This window comes from Novosphingobium olei, assembly GCF_037076535.1.
GTDB classification, from domain to species: domain Bacteria; phylum Pseudomonadota; class Alphaproteobacteria; order Sphingomonadales; family Sphingomonadaceae; genus Novosphingobium; species Novosphingobium olei.
Genome location: NZ_AP029021.1, coordinates 170344 through 187543 on the forward strand (window position 1 = coordinate 170344; position 17200 = coordinate 187543).

Consider the following 17200-nt stretch of genomic DNA (forward strand, 5'->3'; position numbering starts at 1 on the left):
ATCAATAAACTGCGGACATTACGTATTTTTCATTTCGCAGTCGCAGCATCCGGGGTAAGGTATGCCGACTCCAGCGCAGGTTTTGAAAAGCAATGTTCGGTAGACTGCTTTGCCTTTTCAACCGGCATCGGCCCCAGCGGGATCGGATCTCGTGGGATGGGCTGTCGTATGTCTCGCACTGCCGCCACTGCGGCGCGGGCATTCGCCGCCGCCCGCGCGGCGGCTGGCGCGCCGACAAGGAAGAAGTCAGCCCCGTTCAGTAACTTGGCCGATCACCCGGCGGTGGTGAGGCGAACGAACACATCCTCGAGATCCGCTTCGCGCGTGGACACGTCGGCAATCGCGTAGCCCTGGTCCTGCACAAGCGCGAGGACCTGCCCGGCGTTCATCCGGTCCTTGTCGTAGGTGATTTCGACCGTGCGCTCGCCAGCGACCGTGCTTTTCAGGAACGCAGGATGTTGCGGTGCAGCGGAAACGTCCCGATCGACCGTCAGAACGACGATCTTTTCGCGCGCCATATCGACCAGTTCGCGCGTCGGCTTGTTGGTGATCAGCTTGCCGTGGTTGATGATCGCGATGCGGTCGCACAGTTCCTCGGCCTCTTCGAGGTAGTGCGTGGTAAGGACGACGGTGACGCCTTCCTCGCGGTTCAGCTTGACCACGAGTTCCCACAACTGGCGGCGCAGTTCGACGTCCACGCCGGCGGTCGGCTCGTCGAGCACCAGCACCGGCGGGCTGTGGACCATCGCCTTGGCCACCAGCAGACGGCGCTTCATGCCCCCCGAAAGCGAGCGGGCATAAGCATCGGCCTTGTCGGTAAGATGCACAGCGCGCAGCAGGTCCATCGAGCGGCGCTGCGCCTTGGGCACGCCATAGAGCCCGGCCTGGATGTCGAGCACTTCCACGGGCGTGAAGAAGGGGTCGAACACGATTTCCTGCGGCACGATGCCGATCGAGGCCTTCGCGTTGCGCGAGTGGCGATCGATGTCGTGCCCCCAGATCTCGACATGGCCCGATGATTTCATCACGAGCCCGGCGAGCGTGTTGATCAGCGTGGACTTGCCTGCGCCGTTGGGGCCGAGCAGGCCGAAGATCTGGCCTTGCGGCACATCGAAGCTGACCCCGTCGAGCGCGAGCTTGCCCGGGGCCTTGCCGGTGGGGGCGTAACGCTTGACGAGATCGCGGATCTGGATGGCGGGCGGGGTGGTCATGGCGTTCTCCCTGCCTGCGCGAAAGGACAAGGTAAAGGGGCAACTAGGGTGACGGCCTAGCATCACGGGCCCGCTTGTCGCCTGCACGCGGTTTTGCTAGCGCGCGAGGCCATGATCAAGGCTCCCGAGACGATCTTCACCGACTCCACCCGCGTATGGTGCGATGGCGCGACCGACATTCGCGGCGGCAGCGCGCTGGGCCACCCGCGCGTCTACATGGAAATCGACGAGAAGGGCTTTGCCGAGTGCGGTTACTGCGACCGCCGCTTCGTGCTGAAGGGCGGCCCGGCCGAGGCCGGCATCCACGAAGTTTCGCCCGGCGACATCAATCCGGAATAAGCGTTCGGCGTGAGCCTGCGCCCGTAGTGACGCGGGTGCAGTAGCAAGGGACAGCGAACGCGCCTATATCGGGGCGATGGATACCCGCTCGCTGCTCTATCGCCCTGGCCTGCTCACCCCCGACGATGCGCTGCGCCTTGCGCGCGACACGCTCAAGGCGTGCGACGACGGCGAGCTCTATCTCCAGTTCATCGCGTCCGAAAGCTTCGGCTTCGATGACGGGCGGCTCAAGACCGCAGACTATTCGCGCGACGCGGGCTTCGGCCTGCGCGGCGTTTCGGGCGAGATGACCGGCTTTGCCCATGCCAACGAGATTTCCGCGGCCGCCATCGCGCGGGCGGGCGAGACGCTGGCGCTGCTCGATCCGGCCAAGGGGCAGGCGGCGCCGCCGCCCCGCGGGCACAACCGCCATCTCTATACCGATGCCTCGCCGCTCGATGCCGTGCCGTTCGAGGCCAAGGTCCGCCTGCTCGAGACCATCGATGCCGCCGCGCGGGCTCGCGATCCGCGCGTGGCGCAAGTGTCGGCCTCGCTTTCGGCGAGCTGGTCGGTGGTGGAGATCGTGCGCGCCGACGGTTTCGTCGCGCACGACGTGCGGCCGCTGGTGCGATTGAACGTGTCGATCGTGGCCGAGCACAACGGGCGGCGCGAGACGGGCACGTTCGGGATCGGCGGGCGGCGGCTTTACGACGACCTGTTCGCGCCCGAGACGTGGAACCGGGCCATCGACAGCGCGCTGGCGCAGGCGCTGGTGAACCTGGAATCGGTGGCGGCCCCGGCGGGCGAGATGACCGTGCTGGTCGGTCCCGGCTGGCCCGGCGTGCTGCTGCACGAAGCGGTGGGCCACGGGCTGGAAGGCGATTTCAACCGCAAGGGCACCAGCGCGTTTTCGGGCCGCATCGGCCAGCGCGTGGCCGCGCCGGGCGTGACCGTGATCGACGACGGGTCGCTGCTCGGCGTGAACGGGCAGGGGCGGCGCGGCTCGCTCTCGATCGACGACGAAGGCACGCCGACGCAGGAGAACATCCTGATCGAGGACGGCATCCTGAAAGGCTATATCCAGGATCGGCTTAACGCGCGGCTGATGGGCGTGGAGCCGACCGGCAACGGTCGCCGCGAAAGCTATGCCCACGCGCCGATGCCGCGGATGACCAACACCTTCATGCGCGGCGGCAACGACGATCCGGCCGAGCTGCTGTCCCGCGTGAAGAACGGCATCTATGCCAAGAGCTTCGGCGGCGGGCAGGTGGACATCACCAGCGGCAAGTTCGTGTTTTCCTGCACCGAGGCCTACCGCGTGGAGAACGGCAAGCTCGGCGCGCCGATCAAGGGCGCGACGCTGATCGGCGACGGGCCGACCGTGCTGACCCGCGTGACTGGGATCGGCAACGACATGGCGCTGGACGAAGGCGTCGGCATCTGCGGCAAGGGCGGGCAGTCGGTGCCGGCGGGCGTGGGGCAGCCGACGCTGCTGGTCGAAGGGCTGACCGTGGGCGGCACCGCCTGATCGGGCAGGGGTGGAGGAGGATGCCGTGGCGCAGGGGCAGGTCATCACCGGCGGATGCGGCTGCGGCGCGGTGCGCTATACCGCCATCGACGTCGGCTTGCGCCCCTATGCCTGCCACTGCACCGGCTGCCAGTCCCGGCAGGGATCGGCCTTTGCGTTGAACCAGCAGGTCGCCGCGTCCGATCTTGTCGTCGATGGCGAGACGATCTCGGGCACGGTGCTGGCGGTGAGCGGAGCGCGGGTGACGCACCATGCCTGCCCGTTCTGCCTGACGCGGCTCTACACCGTGAACGAACGCCGCCCGGAGTGGCCGACGATCCGCGCGGGCACGCGAGACGACAGTGCGGGGCTGGTCCCTGCCTTCCATGTGTGGGTGCGCGACAAGCAGCCATGGATCGCGCTGCCGGCCGGCGCAATCGCCTTCGATACGCAGCCGGCCGACGACGAATGGGCGGCGCTCGCCCGTGGCGAGGCACCATGAGGCAGGGCGCGGTGATCATCCTGCCGGTCAGCACCCGTTCAGGCGCAAGGCAATATCGATCGAAGATCGAACGCAGAAGGAAACGCGAATCATGGCGAAGACAGCACGCAATATGGGGCTTGCCCTTGCGGCAGGCGCAATGGTTCTGGCAGGCGGCGTTTCGGCCGAGGCGAAACCCCGGCTGACCGGCGAGCAGCAGCTTGCCAAGCTGCTCGAGGGGCGGGTCGCGGGCGAGCCGGTCGACTGCATCTATAACCCGGCGGTTTCCTCGGCCCGCGTGATCAACAAGACCGCGATCGTCTATGACACGGGCAGCACGCTTTACGTGCAGCGGCCGAAGACGGGCGCCGAATCGCTCGACGACGATGACATCCTCGTCACGCGACTGACCGGATCGCAGCTGTGCAGCGTCGACACCGTTCAGCTGCGCGACCGCGTGGGCGGCTTCTGGCGGGGTTTCGTCGGGCTGGACAAGTTCGTGCCGTACAAGAAGGTGAAGGTCGCGGCGGCGCAGTAAGCGCCGCATAGCGACCGTTGCGCTGGCAAGCGATCGGCAGGAGAGCTAGACGGGAGCCATGATTCTCCGTCTCGCTTCTCCAGCCGATGCCACTGCGCTCGCCGACCTTGGCCGGCGCGCGGTGACCGCCAAGTTCGTCCACCTCTACAAGCCCGAGGATTTCGCGACTTTCCTGGGCCAGGCGCACAGTGACGCCAAGGTCGCTTCCGAGATCGCCGATCACGGCATGCGCATCGCAGTGATCGAGGAAGACGGCGCACTGATCGCGTTCTGCAAGCTGGTGCTGAGCAGCACGCTGTCGGAAGGGTACAGCGATGCGGCTCGTCCGCTGGAACTGAAGCAGCTCTACACCGACCCGGCGCGGATCGGGGGCGGGCTGGGCAAGCGGCTGATGGACTGGGCCCTGGCGCAGGCGGCGCTGGAAGGCGCGGACGAAGTGCAGCTGACCGTCTACAGCGAAAACGTCGAGGCGCAGCGGTTCTACCACCGCTATGGCTTTGCCAAGATCGCGGACATCGAATTCTGGGTCGGCAATCATTGCGATCCCGAGTTTCTCTATGCCCGAAAGATGACATCCAAGATTGATGGCGCTGGCGGTAGCCTTGCCGACGCGGCGCAGGTATAGGACCAGCCCATGTCTTCGATCCGTCCCTGGCGCACGATAGAGCGTCGCAAGAGCCGCCAGATCATGGTCGGTTCGGTCCCCGTCGGCGGCGATGCCCCGATTACCGTCCAGACCATGACCAACACGCCCACCAGCGATGCGGTCGCGACGATCGACCAGATCCGTCGCTGCGAGGAGGCGGGCGCCGACATCATCCGCGTTTCGTGCCCCGACGTGGAGAGCACCGCTGCGTTCGGCAAGATCGTCAAGGCGGCCCGCGTGCCGCTGGTTGCCGACATCCACTTCCACTACAAGCGCGCGCTGGAAGCCGCCGATGCGGGCGCGGCGTGCCTGCGCATCAATCCGGGCAACATCGGTTCGAACGAGCGCGTGGCCGAAGTGGTGCGCGCGGCCAAGGCCAACGGCTGCGCCATTCGCATCGGCGTGAACGCCGGCAGCCTAGAGAAGGATCTGCTGGAAAAGTACGGCGAGCCGTGCCCCGAGGCGCTGGTGGAATCTGCGCTCGATCACATCAAGCTGCTGCAGGACCACGATTTCCACGAATACAAGGTGGCGGTGAAGGCCAGCGACGTGTTCCTGGCCGTGAGCGCCTACATGGGGCTTGCCGAAGCGGTAGACTGTCCGCTGCACCTTGGCATCACCGAGGCGGGCGGGCTGATCGGCGGCACGGTCAAGTCCTCGATCGGGATCGGCAACCTGCTGTGGGCGGGCATCGGCGACACGCTGCGCGTTTCGCTTTCGGCCGAGCCGGAAGAGGAAGTGCGCGTCGGCTTCGAGATCCTCAAGGCACTGGGGCTGCGCACCCGCGGCGTGCGCGTGGTTTCGTGCCCCAGCTGCGCGCGGCAGGGCTTCGACGTGATCCGCACGGTGGAAGCGCTGGAAAAGCGGCTGACCCATATCAAGACGCCGATCTCGCTGTCGGTGCTGGGCTGCGTGGTCAATGGTCCGGGCGAAGCGCGCGAGACCGATATCGGCGTGACCGGCGGCGGCAACGGCAAGCACATGGTCTACCTGTCGGGCGTGACCGACCACCATGTGCAGTCCGAAGAGATGCTCGACCACATCGTCGCGCTGGTGGAGGCCAAGGCCGCCGAGATCGAGGCCGCGTCCGACGCAGTGACCGAGGCGGCGGAGTGATGCTGCGCGCCGGGGCGGCCGTGCTGGCGCTGGTGGCAGTGCTGGCAGGCCGGGCCGAGGCGCGCGAGCCGATCATCGACATGCACCTGCACGCGCTGGCGGCGGACCAGCAGGGCCCGCCGCCGCTGGCGCTGTGCAGCCCCATCACCATGCCGGTGTGGGACCCGGCGCACGCCCCGATGGAGAACTTCGGCACGCTGTTCCAGGGGGCGGGGTGCAGCGATCCCATCGTTTCGCCGAAGACCGACGACGAGGTGATGACGCGCTCGATCTCGCAGCTTGAAAAGTACAATGTCATCGGGCTCGTCTCCGGTCCCAAGGCGGTTGTCGACCGGTGGCGCAAGGCCGCGCCCGCGCGGCTGATCCCCAGCCTCATCCCCGACTGGCCGCTGGCCGCTGGCTTCGAGCAGGAATTCGCCGCGCTTCATGCGCAGGGCGAGGCCATGGCGATCGGCGAGCTTGGCCTGCAGTACGATGGCGTCGCGCCGGACGATCCGCGCGCGGAGAGGATCTGGGCCTTCGCCGAAAAGGAAGACCTGCCGGTATCGATCCACGTGGGCCCTGGGCCGCCGGGCGTCGGCTACCTTCCCGGCTCGGGCTACCGTGCGCGGCTGTCGAGCCCGCTGCTGCTGGAGGAGGTGCTGCTGCGCCACCCCAAGCTGCGGCTGAACGTGATGCACGCGGGCTTTCCCATGCGCGATGACATGATCGCGCTGCTCTACAGCCATCCGCAGGTCTATGTGGATCTGGGGGTGATCGACTGGACGCAGCCGCGCGCCACCTTCCACGCCTATCTCAAGGCACTGGTCGACGCGGGCTTTGCCAAGCGGATCATGTTCGGTTCGGACCAGATGGTCTGGCCAGAAGCGATCGGCAAGGCGATCGAGGCGGTCGAAAGTGCGCCGTTCCTGACCAGGGCGCAGAAGCGCGACATCTTCTACAATAACGCCGCGCGCTTCCTGCGGCTTGACGCAGCGACGATGGCCCGCCACGCGGCGATGTAGGCCTTTGCCGGATTTCGCCGGGGGCCAACCGGACCTGCCCTTGACCCCTTCACGCCACGGCCTTCCCGCTCTTCACCTGCTGCTCGCGCTTGCCGTCATGGCGGTGTGGGGGACGAACTTCGTCGTCATCAAGCTGGCGCTCGCGCATCTGCCGCCGCTGACGCTGGCGATGCTTCGCTTCGTGCTGGTGTTCTTCCCGCTCGCGCTGGTACTGCCGCGGCCGAAGGTGCCGTGGCGCAACCTGGCGTTCTATGGCGTGCTGATCGGCGCGGGGCAGTTCGGGCTGCTGTTCACGGCGATGCGCGGGCAGATCACGCCGGGGCTCGCCAGCCTGGTGGTGCAGGTGCAGGTGTTCTTCACGATCGGCCTGTCGATGCGGCTGACCGGCGAACGCGTTGCGCTGGCGCAAGTGGCGGCGCTGCTGCTGGCGACGGCGGGCCTTGCGGTGATCCTGACCCACACCGACGGCAGCGCGACGCCGCTGGGGCTGGTGCTGGTGCTGGCCGCGGCGTTGAGCTGGTCGGGCGGCAACATGGTGGCAAGGGCGGCCGGCCAGCATGACCCGAAACTCAACATGCTTTCCTATGTCGTCTGGTCGGCGCTGTTCGCGGTGCCGCCGCTGCTCGGCTTTGCGCTTCTGCTCGAAGGGCCGGCGGCGATGGCGCGCGGGATCGCGGCGGCCGATGGCTGGACCTGGGGCGCGGTGCTGTGGCAATCGGTCGGCAACACGATGTTCGGCTACGCCGCGTGGGGCTGGCTGCTGGGCAGGCATCCGGCCGCGCAAGTCGCGCCGCTGGCGCTGCTGGTGCCGGTGTTCGGGCTTGGCGCATCGGCGCTGGTGCTGGGTGAGGCGCTGCAGACCTGGAAGCTGGTGGCCTTCGCGCTGGTCATGGCGGGGCTTGCGCTGGGCATGCTGTGGCCGCGCCTGAAAACGATGATGCAGACGGGGAAGACACGATGACGCTTTCGATACGGACGGCAACGCGCGGCGACACCGGCCTAATCGCCGAACTGATCCGCGCGCTGGCCGAGTATGAAAAGCTGGCCGGTGAAGTGCGCTTCGACGAGGCGGTTCTGGCCGAAAAGCTGTTCGGCGCGCGGCCCTTTGCCGAAGTGGTGATCGGCGAGATCGACGGGGTGGCGCAGGGCTTTGCCCTGTTCTTCCACAATTTCTCGACCTTCGAAGGCAAGCCGGGGATCTATCTCGAAGACCTGTTCGTGCGGCCCGAGGCGCGCGGCAGCGGCCTTGGCAAGGCGCTGCTTTCGCACCTTGCCGCGCTGGCGGTGGAGCGCGACTGCGCGCGGCTCGAATGGTCGGTGCTCGACTGGAACGAGCCGTCGATCGGCTTCTACAAGGCCTTGGGCGCGCGCTTCATGGACGAATGGACCGTGATGCGCGTCGACGGGGCGGCGCTGGCGCAACTGGGCGCAGGTGCGGCAACCCTTGCAGAAAAGGCCTAGGCCGCGCGTTCAGGCTGCGGCAGGATCGGCACTGCTATGGACGGGGCGATGAAGCGCGACAGACGAGACGTGTTGAAAGGCGCAGGGCTTGCCGCGCTGGCAGCGGCGCTGCCCACGCGCGTGTTCGCGCAGGCCGCAACCGCCAGCGAGCGCGACCGGCGCATCCTGGGCGTCGCCAAGGATCGGCTGGAGCAATACCGCGGCTCGCTGTGGCGAACCGATCTGGTCGGCGTGGCCGATTTCGGCCTGCCTTCCAGCATGCCGCGCTTCCATTTCGCGGACCTTGAAAAGGGTGAGGTGCGTTCGTTCCTCGTCGCCCATGGCAAGGGGTCGGACCCGGAGCACGACGGGATGCTCAAGTGGTTCTCGAACGAGCCCAACAGCCTTGCGACGTCGCGCGGGGCTTACATCACCTACGAATGGTATTACGGAAAGTACGGCACCTCAATCCGGCTGGGCGGGATGGATGCCGACAATTCGAACGTGCTCAACCGCGCGATCGTGCTGCACCCGGCGTGGTACGCCAACGCCTCGGCGATCGAGAAGTGGGGCAAGCTCGGCCGCAGCGATGGCTGCTTCGCCATGGGCGATGCCGACTTCAACGAGGCGCTGTGGCACCTGTCGGGCGGACGCCTGATCTTTGCCGACCGGCTGGGGATTTACTGAGCGCGCGGATTTCCCCGCGCGCCCACGCCATTGCTCGCCCAGCTTAGAGCGGCACCGCTCAGAGCGGATTGTCCAGCTTGATCACGGCTTCGTTGCTCTTTCGCTGGCTGGTGTGCAGTTCACGCGGCTTGGCGAAGCTGGCGATGACCGCCGGGTCGCGGCCGTAAAGATCGGCGAAGCTGCGCATCACGCCGTTCACGTCGCGCGCGACGGTGAAGTAAGTGATGTAGACCGCCCAGGGCTTGGTCATCGGCACCTTGGTGTACTTGCCCGACAAGTTGTATTCGACCGCGGTTTCGGGCGGCAGGTCGGCGCCGAGGATCGCCATGGTCATGGCGAGCTCGGTCGCGCGTTCGGCGCGGATGCAGCCGTGGCTCAGCGCGCGCTGCGGCTGGGCGAACAGCTGGCGGCTCGGCGTATCGTGGATGTAGATCGCGTGCTCGTTGGGCATGTCGAGCTTCACCCGGCCGAGCGCGTTGTTTTCGCCCGGCTGCTGGACGACGGTGATCGTGCCGTCGGCGTTCTTGGTGGCGACATAGCCTTCGCGCGCCGCCTGACGGGGATTGCCGATCAGCCGCGCGCCAAGCCCTTCGCCGACGACGATCGACTGCGGGACGGTCCACGTTGGGTTGAACACCACGTTCTTGACCTGCTCGGCAAGCTGCGGGGTGGCGGTCCGGCCCGGCTTGCCGACGATCGCGCGGTAGGTGCGGATGATCTGGTTGTTGACCGTGAGCCGCAGCTCCTGCTCGGGCACGTTGATGATCAGGTACTGCAGGCCCAGATCCTGACCCAGCCAGCGCCAGCGATCCATGTTGGCGCGGATCATCGCGATCTGCTTGGGGTCCTTGGTCTTGGACAGCATGTCCTTGAGCAGGGCATAATCGGGATGCTTGGGCGAAAGGCCGGCAAGCACGCCCTTGATGTCATGCGTCTCGGTCGCCTGCGCCAGAAGCTGGGAATTCGGGTGGTTGTCCTGATCGGGATCGACCGCGAACCACTGCACGCGCGCGGTCATCGGGGTGCGCCCGTCGCGCAGGTCCTCGGCGAGCCACACGAACAGGCGGCTGGCGAGCTGGTCGAGCGCATCGCCTTCGCCGACCTTGATCGCCGCGGCGAGGTTGGCCGGCTCGTAATCGCGGGCGAACAGGCCTTCGGCGCCGATGCCGCGAATGGTGGCGAGCAGGCTTTGCGCATCGGCCAGCGTCCAGTGCGCGACCGGCAGTGTGTCAGGCTCTTCGACCACAGGCGTGGCGGAGGTCGACGGAACCGCCAGCGGAGAAGGCGCGGCGGCGGAAGGCGCGGGCGTGGCCGGGGCAGGCTTTGTGGGCGCGGGCTTGGCGGGCGCGGGCTTCGCCGGTTGGGCCTGCGCGGTCAGGTCCACCGGGCCTTCGGGCTGGCGCGCCAGAACCGGCGTCGCGGCGAGCGAACCTGCGACGAGACTCGCACCCAGAAGGCTGGAGAGGCAGGTTCGATCGAAAAAGCGCATGTTCAGTTTCCCTGTTGTCCTGGCCCGGAGCAAGACGCGGCCCTCTTTCTGGCCGCCGGTGGCAGTCGCCCGGCGAGTCCTGCCTGATGCCTCTGCCGCAATCAAGCAGCGCGCCTGTCTGCATCCTGAATCGTTGTGCACGTGCGCAGGTTCCGGGTTGGTGCACAAGTTTCATCCGGCACTTTCTCGTCGCAGTCCGCACCGCTAAGCCCCTGCGATGCGCCGCCATGTCCATTTCCTGCCGATCCTGGTGACATTGCTGGGATTGTCGCTGTTCGGCGCGATGGACGGCGTGATGAAGGCCGCCTCGATTGCGGTCGGACCCTACGGCGCGATGTTCTGGCGCGGGCTGGTGGGATCAGCGATCATGGCGCCGCTGCGGTGGCACCAGCGGCGGCGGGCCGGCACCACCGGCTGGCCGACGCGCGCGGTGATGAAGGTCCATGTCCTGCGCGGCTTCGTCGCGGTGGTGATGGCGGTGACGTTCTTCTATGGCCTGGTGCGCACGCCGATGGCCGAGGCGATGGCGCTGTCGTTCATCGCCCCGCTGATCGCGCTCTATCTTGCGGCGCTGCTGCTGGGGGAAACGGTCAGTCGCCGGGCGGTCGGCGGGTCGGTGCTGGCATTGGCCGGGGTCGGCGTGATCGCTGCGGGCAAGTTCGGTGGCAACTACACGCACGATGGCGTGGTCGGGCTGGTGGCGATCCTCGCCTCGGCGGTGCTCTACGCCTGGAACCTGGTGCTGCAGCGGCGGCAGGCGCAGATGGCCGCGCCCGAGGAAATCGCGTTCTTCCAGGCGGCGTTCGGGTTCCTGTTCCTGGCGCCGGGCGCGGCATTCCTCGCGCCCTGGCCTTCGCTGGCCATCTGGGGTGTGATCGCGGCGGCGGCCGTGCTGGCGATGGCTTCGCTGATGCTGCTGGGCTGGGCCTATGCACGAGCCGAGGCGCAAGTGCTGGTGCCGCTGGAATACACCGCGTTCATCTGGGCAGCGCTGGTCGGGTGGATCGCCTTTGCCGAACCGGTCACGCTGCGCACGCTCGCCGGTGTCACGCTGATCGTGGCTGGGTGCCTGTTCGCCACGCGCCGTCAGGCCGTGCACATCGAACCGGTCTGATGATCGGATCAGCGGAGCCGGACGGGTGGGCTCAGTAGGGCAGCTGGCTGTGCAGCAGCGCCCACAATCCGCCCGAAATCAGGGCCGCCGTCATCGCGGCCAGAATGGCTTGCAGGGTGTTGTCGCCCGAAGCCGGCGCGCGCGATGGCGGGCTGTTCTCGCCAGCGTGCGGGCGGCGGTGTCGACCAATGTTTCCGGTCATGTCTTGCCCTTTCAATGGGCCTATCCTCTCCGGTCAGGGTAAGGCCGGAGCCGCATGATACGACAAATCCGTTACAGATAAATACAAGATCGCTACGCATGCACGAGTTCTGCTCAAGTGACCTGCAAGAAGGCACGGAGCCCCCTTTCCGGGGTGCTTGTTGCTAATGATTTGCAGCATCTTCGTTTTCGCCGTGCAAAGGCGCAATTCCGGCATTTTCCGCCCCTTGACGCAAGCGCGCTAAGCGCGCAGGGCGCTCCTCGTTTTCCGGCTGCCCTGTCCGCCGTTCGCGCTGCCTCGCTGCAGGTGGCCGTTCCCCAGCGGACGGCAGGAATGCCATCCACAACGAGGGACAACGACTCGCCATGACCCAAGTCGGACAGGACACGCTCGGCACCCGCTCCACGCTTTCCGTGGGCGGCAAGGACTTCGCCTACTATTCGCTGAAGAAGGCGGCCGCCAAGTTCGGCGACGTTTCGCGCCTGCCCTTCTCGATGAAGGTCCTGCTCGAGAACCTGCTGCGCTTCGAGGACGGCGGCTTCACCGTTTCGACCGACGACGTGAAGGCGATTGTCGACTGGCAGAAGAACCCCAGCGAATCGAGCCAGGAAATCCAGTACCGCCCCGCGCGCGTGCTGCTGCAGGACTTCACCGGCGTGCCCTGCGTGGTCGACCTGGCCGCGATGCGCGATGCGATCGCGAACCTTGGCGGCGACACCAGCAAGATCAATCCGCTGGTCCCCGTCAACCTTGTCATCGACCACTCCGTTATGGTGGACGAATTCGGTCATCCCAAGGCGTTCGAAGAGAACATGGAGATCGAATACCAGCGCAACATGGAGCGCTACGACTTCCTCAAGTGGGGCTCCAAGTCGCTCAACAACTTCTACGCCGTGCCGCCGGGCACAGGCATCTGCCACCAGGTGAACCTTGAAAACATCGCCCAGGCGGTGTGGACCAGCGTGGACCAGAACGGCCAGGCGGTCGCCTATCCCGACACCTGCGTCGGCACCGACAGCCACACCACCATGGTCAACGGTCTTGGCGTGCTCGGCTGGGGCGTCGGCGGGATCGAGGCCGAAGCGGCGATGCTCGGCCAGCCCGTTTCGATGCTGATCCCCGAAGTGGTCGGCTTCAAGTTCATTGGCCAGCTCAACGAAGGCGTTACCGCCACCGACCTCGTGCTGACCTGCACCAACCTGCTGCGCAAGCACGGCGTCGTCGGCCGCTTCGTCGAATACTACGGTCCGGGCCTTGCCGCGCTGACGCTGGCCGACCGCGCCACGCTGGCCAACATGGCGCCCGAATATGGCGCGACCTGCGGCTTCTTCGGCATCGACGACAAGACGCTCGACTACATGCGCCTGACCGGCCGCGAGGAATCGCAGATCGCGCTCGTCGAAGCCTATGCCAAGGAGCAGGGCTTCTGGATTGACCCCTCGGTCGAGCCGATCTTCTCCTCGACGCTGGAACTCGACCTGTCGACCGTAGTGCCGTCGCTGGCCGGCCCCAAGCGCCCGCAGGACCGCGTGTCGCTTCCCGAAGTCGACGACGTGTTCAACGCCGACATGGCCAACACCTACAAGAAGGCGCAGCAGCGCGTTCCGGTGGAAGGCAAGGACTTCGACATCGGTGACGGCGACGTGACCATCGCCGCGATCACCAGCTGCACCAACACCTCGAACCCGGGCGTGCTGGTTGCCGCGGGCCTCGTTGCCAAGAAGGCCAACGAGCTGGGCCTCAAGCCCAAGCCCTGGGTCAAGACCTCGCTGGCGCCGGGATCGCAGGTGGTGACCGACTACCTCAACAAGGCGGGCCTGCAGGAACACCTCGACGCGGTTGGCTTCAACCTCGTCGGCTATGGCTGCACCACCTGCATCGGCAATTCGGGGCCGCTGGCCGAACCGATCAGCAAGGCGATCAACGAGAACGGCCTTGTCGCCGCGGCGGTGATCTCGGGCAACCGCAACTTCGAAGGGCGCGTTTCGCCCGACGTTCGCGCCAACTTCCTTGCCAGCCCGCCGCTGGTCGTCGCCTACGCGCTCAAGGGCACGGTGATCGAAGACTTCGTCTCGACCCCGATCGGCAAGGGCAAGGACGGCAAGGACGTGTTCCTCAAGGACATCTGGCCGACCAACGAGGAAGTCTACACCACGATGGCCGGCTGCATGGACCGCGCCATGTTCCAGGCCCGCTATGCCGACGTCTACAAGGGTGACGCGCACTGGCAGGCGATCGACGTCACGGGTTCGGAGACCTACTCGTGGCGCGCCGGTTCGACCTACGTCGCCAACCCGCCGTACTTCGAGGGCATGACGATGACCCCGGCACCGGTCAGCGACATCATCGAGGCGAAGCCCCTGCTGATCCTCGGCGATTCGATCACCACCGACCACATCTCGCCGGCTGGTTCGATCAAGGCCGACAGCCCCGCCGGCCAGTGGCTGATGGAGCACCAGGTCGCCAAGGCGGACTTCAACTCCTACGGCGCGCGCCGCGGCCACCACGAAGTGATGATGCGTGGCACCTTCGCCAACATCCGCATCAAGAACGAGATGGTTCCAGGCATCGAAGGCGGCTTCTCGCGCTATGGCGACGAAGTCGGTGCGGTTTACGACGTTGCCATGAAGCACAAGGCCGACGGCACGCCGACGGTCGTGATCGCGGGCAAGGAATACGGCACCGGCTCTTCGCGCGACTGGGCGGCCAAGGGCACCAACCTGCTCGGCGTTCGCGCCGTGATCGTCGAGAGCTTCGAGCGCATCCACCGCTCGAACCTGGTCGGCATGGGCGTGCTGCCGCTGCAGTTCAAGGACGGCGAAAGCCGCACCTCGCAGGGCCTTACCGGTGACGACACCTATACCATCAAGGGCGTGGCCAACCTGAAGCCGCGCCAGGACGTGGAAGTCGAAGTCACCCGCAAGGATGGCTCGAAGTTCACCTTCACCGCGCTGTGCCGCATCGATACCGCGAACGAAGTCGAATACTTCATGAACGGCGGCATCCTGCACTACGTGCTGCGCAAGCTCGCCGCCTGACCGGCAGCGCCAGAGAAAGGCAAAGGGGGCGGTCCGGCAACGGGCCGCCCTTTTTCTTTTGCGGCTGGTCCAATGCCGATTTCGGGCGTCTCGTGCTCGCTTCGATCAGGGTGGAGAGCGCGCAAACAAGAAAGGGCGGCTCCCCCCGAAGCCGCCCTTTCCGAATATGCCCACTGGAGGAGGGCAGGAACTTTTGGTGTCAGGCCGATCGATAGGCCGCCCGCACGGCAAGGCGGCGACGACCGACGAGAGCCGCGGCGGCAAGGCCGAACAGGATCACCATCGAAGGTTCGGGAACTTCGGTGCCGCTGCTGGTGGGCGGCGGGGGAGGCGGAGGTGGAGGCGGCGTGACGCCGGAGCTGGTGCTGGTGCTGGCACCCGAACTCGTGCTGGACGACGTGGACGAACTGGTGCTGCTGCTGGTGCTCGACGATGTCGAAGTGCTGCCCATGTTCCCCGAGGAGGTGGACGTTGCGCCGGATGATGTCGACGTGGCGCCCGACGAGGTCGATGTTGCACCCGACGAGGTCGACGTGCTGGTCGCACCGGAAGACGTCGAAGTGGTCGTGCTCATGTTGCCCGACGAGGTCGAGGTGGAAGTGGCGCCGCCGGAGCTGGAGCTCGAGCTGGACGTCGAGGAGGAACCTGACGTCGAGCTCGAGGTAGAGCTCGATGTCGATCCGCCCGAAGTAGAGCTGGAGGTCGAACCGCCAGAGGTAGAGCTGGACGTGGAGCCGGTGCTGGTCGACGACACGACGACGCTGCCGCCACCGCCGCTCGCGCCGAAGAATCCGCCGAAGAAACCGCCGCCAAAGCCGCCGCCAGAACTGCCGCCGATTACGATCGGGACCTGTCCGCCACCGCTACCGCCAACCGCGGCGGGCGGAAGCGGGGCCATGTAGGGGACGGGGACCATCGCGGTCTGGACCGGGTCGGGCTTGACCGCGATCGACTTCACCAGCTTGCGCGGACGGTGGATCCGGCGCGGGGCAAGGCGACGCGCCTTCTTGCGGGTTGCGATCTTCTTGGTCTTGATCGGCTTGATATGGTGGATCTCGGACGCCGAGGGCGCCTCTGCAACGTGGACCGCGCCGCCGCCAAGGACAGCCCCACCGGCCGCGCAGGCCGCCAGCTTCGCCAATGCCATCCGAACAGACATGCTACACGCTTTCGCTGCAAAGTATCGGGCGTCCGGTCCGCGCCCGCCTACCGAGGTACTGAACAAATGCAAACCGCCGGGATTCGGGCAAGGCTGTTAACCAGAATAGCTGCGGTCCGAGGGGGTCTTTCGCCCCCTTTGCGCAGGCATAACTTAACTCTGTCCCGCGATGGAACTTGTTTGTTTCCGGTTGTAAGGAATCCCGACTACTCGCCGCCGTCGAACAATCCGGGTAATTGGCCGGGCACTTGTCCGGACGGCGGCGCAAGGCCAAGGTGCTGCCAGCCGCGATCGTTCAGGCACCGGCCGCGTGCGGTCCGCGCGACAAGGCCGAGCTGGATGAGGTAGGGCTCGATCACTTCCTCGATCGTGTCGCGCGGTTCGGAAAGCCCGGCGGCGAGCGTTTCGACGCCCACCGGGCCACCCTTGTAGATGTCGGCGATCATGGTGAGGTAGCGGCGATCCTGCAGATCGAGGCCGAGTGAATCCACTTCGAGCCGGGTCAGCGCATCGTCGGCAATGGCACGCGTGATCGTCTCGGCACCCGCAACCTGCGCGAAATCGCGCACGCGGCGCAGCAGGCGCCCGGCCACGCGCGGGGTGCCACGGGCGCGGCGCGCAATCTCGGTCGCGCCCCCCTTGTCGATGCCGATGCCCATGAGCCCCGCGCCCCGGCTGACCACGCGCTCAAGCTCGGGCACGCTGTAGAACTGCAGGCGGACGGGAATGCCGAAGCGATCGCGCAAGGGCGTCTGAAGCAGGCCTTGCCGCGTCGTGGCGCCGATCAGGGTAAAAGGCGGCAGGTCGATCCGCACCGAACGCGCCGAAGGTCCTTCGCCGATGATCAGGTCGAGCGCGCGATCCTCCATCGCGGGATAGAGCACTTCCTCGACCACGGGATTGAGGCGGTGGATCTCGTCGATGAACAGGACATCGCCATGTTCGAGATTGGTCAGCAGCGCGGCAAGGTCACCGGCCTTGGCAATCACCGGGCCGCTGGTGGCGCGGAAATTGACCCCGAGTTCGCGGGCGATGATCTGGGCGAGCGTCGTCTTGCCGAGGCCCGGCGGACCGAAGAAAAGGACATGATCCATCGCTTCGCGCCGCTGCTTCGCGCTTTCGATGAACACGCGCAGGTTGTCCTTGGCGGCGGCTTGCCCGGTAAAGTCGTCGAGCGACTTGGGACGCAGCGCGGCATCGGGATCTTCGACTTGGCGCTGGGCGGAAAGGAGGGGATTGTCGGTCGTCAT

General features: G+C 66.5%; 18 protein-coding genes. 13 read left to right on the forward strand and 5 right to left on the reverse strand.

Translation table 11 applies throughout. From position 1 onward, the window contains the following. Positions 1 to 272 precede the first annotated feature (272 nt). A complete protein-coding gene (locus tag AACH40_RS00840) occupies positions 273 to 1211 on the reverse strand; it encodes an ABC transporter ATP-binding protein (protein ID WP_338643819.1) in 939 nt (312 codons plus the stop codon). Between the two features lie 111 nt (positions 1212 to 1322). Between AACH40_RS00840 and AACH40_RS00845 the strand changes: the two genes are divergently transcribed. From AACH40_RS00845 to AACH40_RS00890, 10 genes are all read left to right on the forward strand, one after another. Continuing rightward, positions 1323 to 1550, forward strand: a complete 228-nt coding sequence (locus tag AACH40_RS00845) for a zinc-finger domain-containing protein (RefSeq protein ID WP_169494766.1) — start codon at positions 1323 to 1325, stop codon at positions 1548 to 1550. A 76-nt stretch (positions 1551 to 1626) separates the two neighbouring features. After that, complete coding sequence (tldD, locus tag AACH40_RS00850) at positions 1627 to 3057, forward strand: metalloprotease TldD (RefSeq protein WP_338643820.1); 1431 nt, start codon at positions 1627 to 1629, stop codon at positions 3055 to 3057. A gap of 25 nt (positions 3058 to 3082) precedes the next feature. Further along, positions 3083 to 3538 (forward strand): GFA family protein, encoded by a 456-nt coding sequence (locus tag AACH40_RS00855; RefSeq protein WP_338643821.1) that lies wholly within the window; start codon positions 3083 to 3085, stop codon positions 3536 to 3538. Positions 3539 to 3629: 91 nt separating this feature from the next. Beyond that, complete coding sequence (locus AACH40_RS00860; RefSeq protein ID WP_338643822.1) at positions 3630 to 4055, forward strand: hypothetical protein; 426 nt, start codon at positions 3630 to 3632, stop codon at positions 4053 to 4055. A 58-nt stretch (positions 4056 to 4113) separates the two neighbouring features. Then, positions 4114 to 4680, forward strand: coding sequence for a GNAT family N-acetyltransferase (locus tag AACH40_RS00865; protein ID WP_338643823.1), 567 nt, complete (start codon positions 4114 to 4116; stop codon positions 4678 to 4680). Positions 4681 to 4689: 9 nt separating this feature from the next. Beyond that, positions 4690 to 5817, forward strand: a complete 1128-nt coding sequence (gene ispG, locus AACH40_RS00870) for a flavodoxin-dependent (E)-4-hydroxy-3-methylbut-2-enyl-diphosphate synthase (RefSeq protein WP_169494762.1) — start codon at positions 4690 to 4692, stop codon at positions 5815 to 5817. After that, the gene (locus tag AACH40_RS00875; protein ID WP_338643824.1) at positions 5817 to 6821 is read left to right on the forward strand and encodes an amidohydrolase family protein; all 1005 of its coding nucleotides are present in this window, start codon (positions 5817 to 5819) and stop codon (positions 6819 to 6821) included. The genes ispG and AACH40_RS00875 overlap by 1 nt, the downstream gene beginning before the upstream one ends. 40 nt (positions 6822 to 6861) lie before the next feature. After that, positions 6862 to 7782, forward strand: a complete 921-nt coding sequence (locus tag AACH40_RS00880; RefSeq protein ID WP_338643825.1) for an EamA family transporter — start codon at positions 6862 to 6864, stop codon at positions 7780 to 7782. Then, positions 7779 to 8282 carry a GNAT family N-acetyltransferase gene (locus AACH40_RS00885; protein ID WP_338643826.1) on the forward strand — a complete coding sequence of 168 codons (504 nt, stop codon included), beginning with the start codon at positions 7779 to 7781 and terminating at the stop codon, positions 8280 to 8282. The genes AACH40_RS00880 and AACH40_RS00885 overlap by 4 nt, the downstream gene beginning before the upstream one ends. Positions 8283 to 8330: 48 nt before the next feature. After that, complete coding sequence (locus AACH40_RS00890) at positions 8331 to 8948, forward strand: murein L,D-transpeptidase catalytic domain-containing protein (protein ID WP_338643827.1); 618 nt, start codon at positions 8331 to 8333, stop codon at positions 8946 to 8948. Positions 8949 to 9006: 58 nt separating this feature from the next. On the opposite strand, the gene AACH40_RS00895 is transcribed toward AACH40_RS00890, so the two are convergent. After that, positions 9007 to 10437 carry a L,D-transpeptidase family protein gene (locus AACH40_RS00895; RefSeq protein WP_338643828.1) on the reverse strand — a complete coding sequence of 477 codons (1431 nt, stop codon included), beginning with the start codon at positions 10435 to 10437 and terminating at the stop codon, positions 9007 to 9009. A 217-nt stretch (positions 10438 to 10654) separates the two neighbouring features. Here AACH40_RS00895 and AACH40_RS00900 point away from each other — a divergent pair, with 217 nt between their 5' ends. After that, complete coding sequence (locus AACH40_RS00900) at positions 10655 to 11551, forward strand: DMT family transporter (protein WP_338643829.1); 897 nt, start codon at positions 10655 to 10657, stop codon at positions 11549 to 11551. 31 nt (positions 11552 to 11582) lie between these two features. On the opposite strand, the gene AACH40_RS00905 is transcribed toward AACH40_RS00900, so the two are convergent. Next, positions 11583 to 11753: a hypothetical protein gene (locus AACH40_RS00905; RefSeq protein WP_169494757.1), complete on the reverse strand. Its 171-nt coding sequence runs from the start codon at positions 11751 to 11753 to the stop codon at positions 11583 to 11585. 365 nt (positions 11754 to 12118) lie between these two features. Between AACH40_RS00905 and acnA the strand changes: the two genes are divergently transcribed. After that, positions 12119 to 14791 carry an aconitate hydratase AcnA gene (gene acnA / locus AACH40_RS00910; protein WP_338643830.1) on the forward strand — a complete coding sequence of 891 codons (2673 nt, stop codon included), beginning with the start codon at positions 12119 to 12121 and terminating at the stop codon, positions 14789 to 14791. A gap of 199 nt (positions 14792 to 14990) precedes the next feature. On the opposite strand, the gene AACH40_RS00915 is transcribed toward acnA, so the two are convergent. Then, positions 14991 to 15074 carry a hypothetical protein gene (locus tag AACH40_RS00915; protein WP_240959987.1) on the reverse strand — a complete coding sequence of 28 codons (84 nt, stop codon included), beginning with the start codon at positions 15072 to 15074 and terminating at the stop codon, positions 14991 to 14993. Between the two features lie 19 nt (positions 15075 to 15093). Between AACH40_RS00915 and AACH40_RS00920 the strand changes: the two genes are divergently transcribed. Then, complete coding sequence (locus AACH40_RS00920) at positions 15094 to 15693, forward strand: hypothetical protein (RefSeq protein WP_338646237.1); 600 nt, start codon at positions 15094 to 15096, stop codon at positions 15691 to 15693. Positions 15694 to 16156: 463 nt separating this feature from the next. Here AACH40_RS00920 and ruvB read toward each other — a convergent pair whose 3' ends face one another. Beyond that, the gene (gene ruvB / locus AACH40_RS00925; RefSeq protein WP_169494754.1) at positions 16157 to 17200 is read right to left on the reverse strand and encodes a Holliday junction branch migration DNA helicase RuvB; all 1044 of its coding nucleotides are present in this window, start codon (positions 17198 to 17200) and stop codon (positions 16157 to 16159) included.

What these genes read in the sequence shown, in the direction of transcription:
- AACH40_RS00840 (WP_338643819.1), bottom strand. Translation starts at nt 1,211, where the DNA reads ATGACCACCCCGCCCGCCATCCAGATCCGCGATCTCGTCAAGCGTTAC.
- AACH40_RS00845 (WP_169494766.1), top strand. Translation starts at nt 1,323, where the DNA reads ATGATCAAGGCTCCCGAGACGATCTTCACCGACTCCACCCGCGTATGG.
- tldD (WP_338643820.1), top strand. Translation starts at nt 1,627, where the DNA reads ATGGATACCCGCTCGCTGCTCTATCGCCCTGGCCTGCTCACCCCCGAC.
- AACH40_RS00860 (WP_338643822.1), top strand. Translation starts at nt 3,630, where the DNA reads ATGGCGAAGACAGCACGCAATATGGGGCTTGCCCTTGCGGCAGGCGCA.
- AACH40_RS00865 (WP_338643823.1), top strand. Translation starts at nt 4,114, where the DNA reads ATGATTCTCCGTCTCGCTTCTCCAGCCGATGCCACTGCGCTCGCCGAC.
- ispG (WP_169494762.1), top strand. Translation starts at nt 4,690, where the DNA reads ATGTCTTCGATCCGTCCCTGGCGCACGATAGAGCGTCGCAAGAGCCGC.
- AACH40_RS00875 (WP_338643824.1), top strand. Translation starts at nt 5,817, where the DNA reads ATGCTGCGCGCCGGGGCGGCCGTGCTGGCGCTGGTGGCAGTGCTGGCA.
- AACH40_RS00885 (WP_338643826.1), top strand. Translation starts at nt 7,779, where the DNA reads ATGACGCTTTCGATACGGACGGCAACGCGCGGCGACACCGGCCTAATC.
- AACH40_RS00890 (WP_338643827.1), top strand. Translation starts at nt 8,331, where the DNA reads ATGAAGCGCGACAGACGAGACGTGTTGAAAGGCGCAGGGCTTGCCGCG.
- AACH40_RS00895 (WP_338643828.1), bottom strand. Translation starts at nt 10,437, where the DNA reads ATGCGCTTTTTCGATCGAACCTGCCTCTCCAGCCTTCTGGGTGCGAGT.
- AACH40_RS00900 (WP_338643829.1), top strand. Translation starts at nt 10,655, where the DNA reads ATGCGCCGCCATGTCCATTTCCTGCCGATCCTGGTGACATTGCTGGGA.
- AACH40_RS00905 (WP_169494757.1), bottom strand. Translation starts at nt 11,753, where the DNA reads ATGACCGGAAACATTGGTCGACACCGCCGCCCGCACGCTGGCGAGAAC.
- acnA (WP_338643830.1), top strand. Translation starts at nt 12,119, where the DNA reads ATGACCCAAGTCGGACAGGACACGCTCGGCACCCGCTCCACGCTTTCC.
- AACH40_RS00915 (WP_240959987.1), bottom strand. Translation starts at nt 15,074, where the DNA reads ATGGTGATCCTGTTCGGCCTTGCCGCCGCGGCTCTCGTCGGTCGTCGC.
- ruvB (WP_169494754.1), bottom strand. Translation starts at nt 17,200, where the DNA reads ATGACGACCGACAATCCCCTCCTTTCCGCCCAGCGCCAAGTCGAAGAT.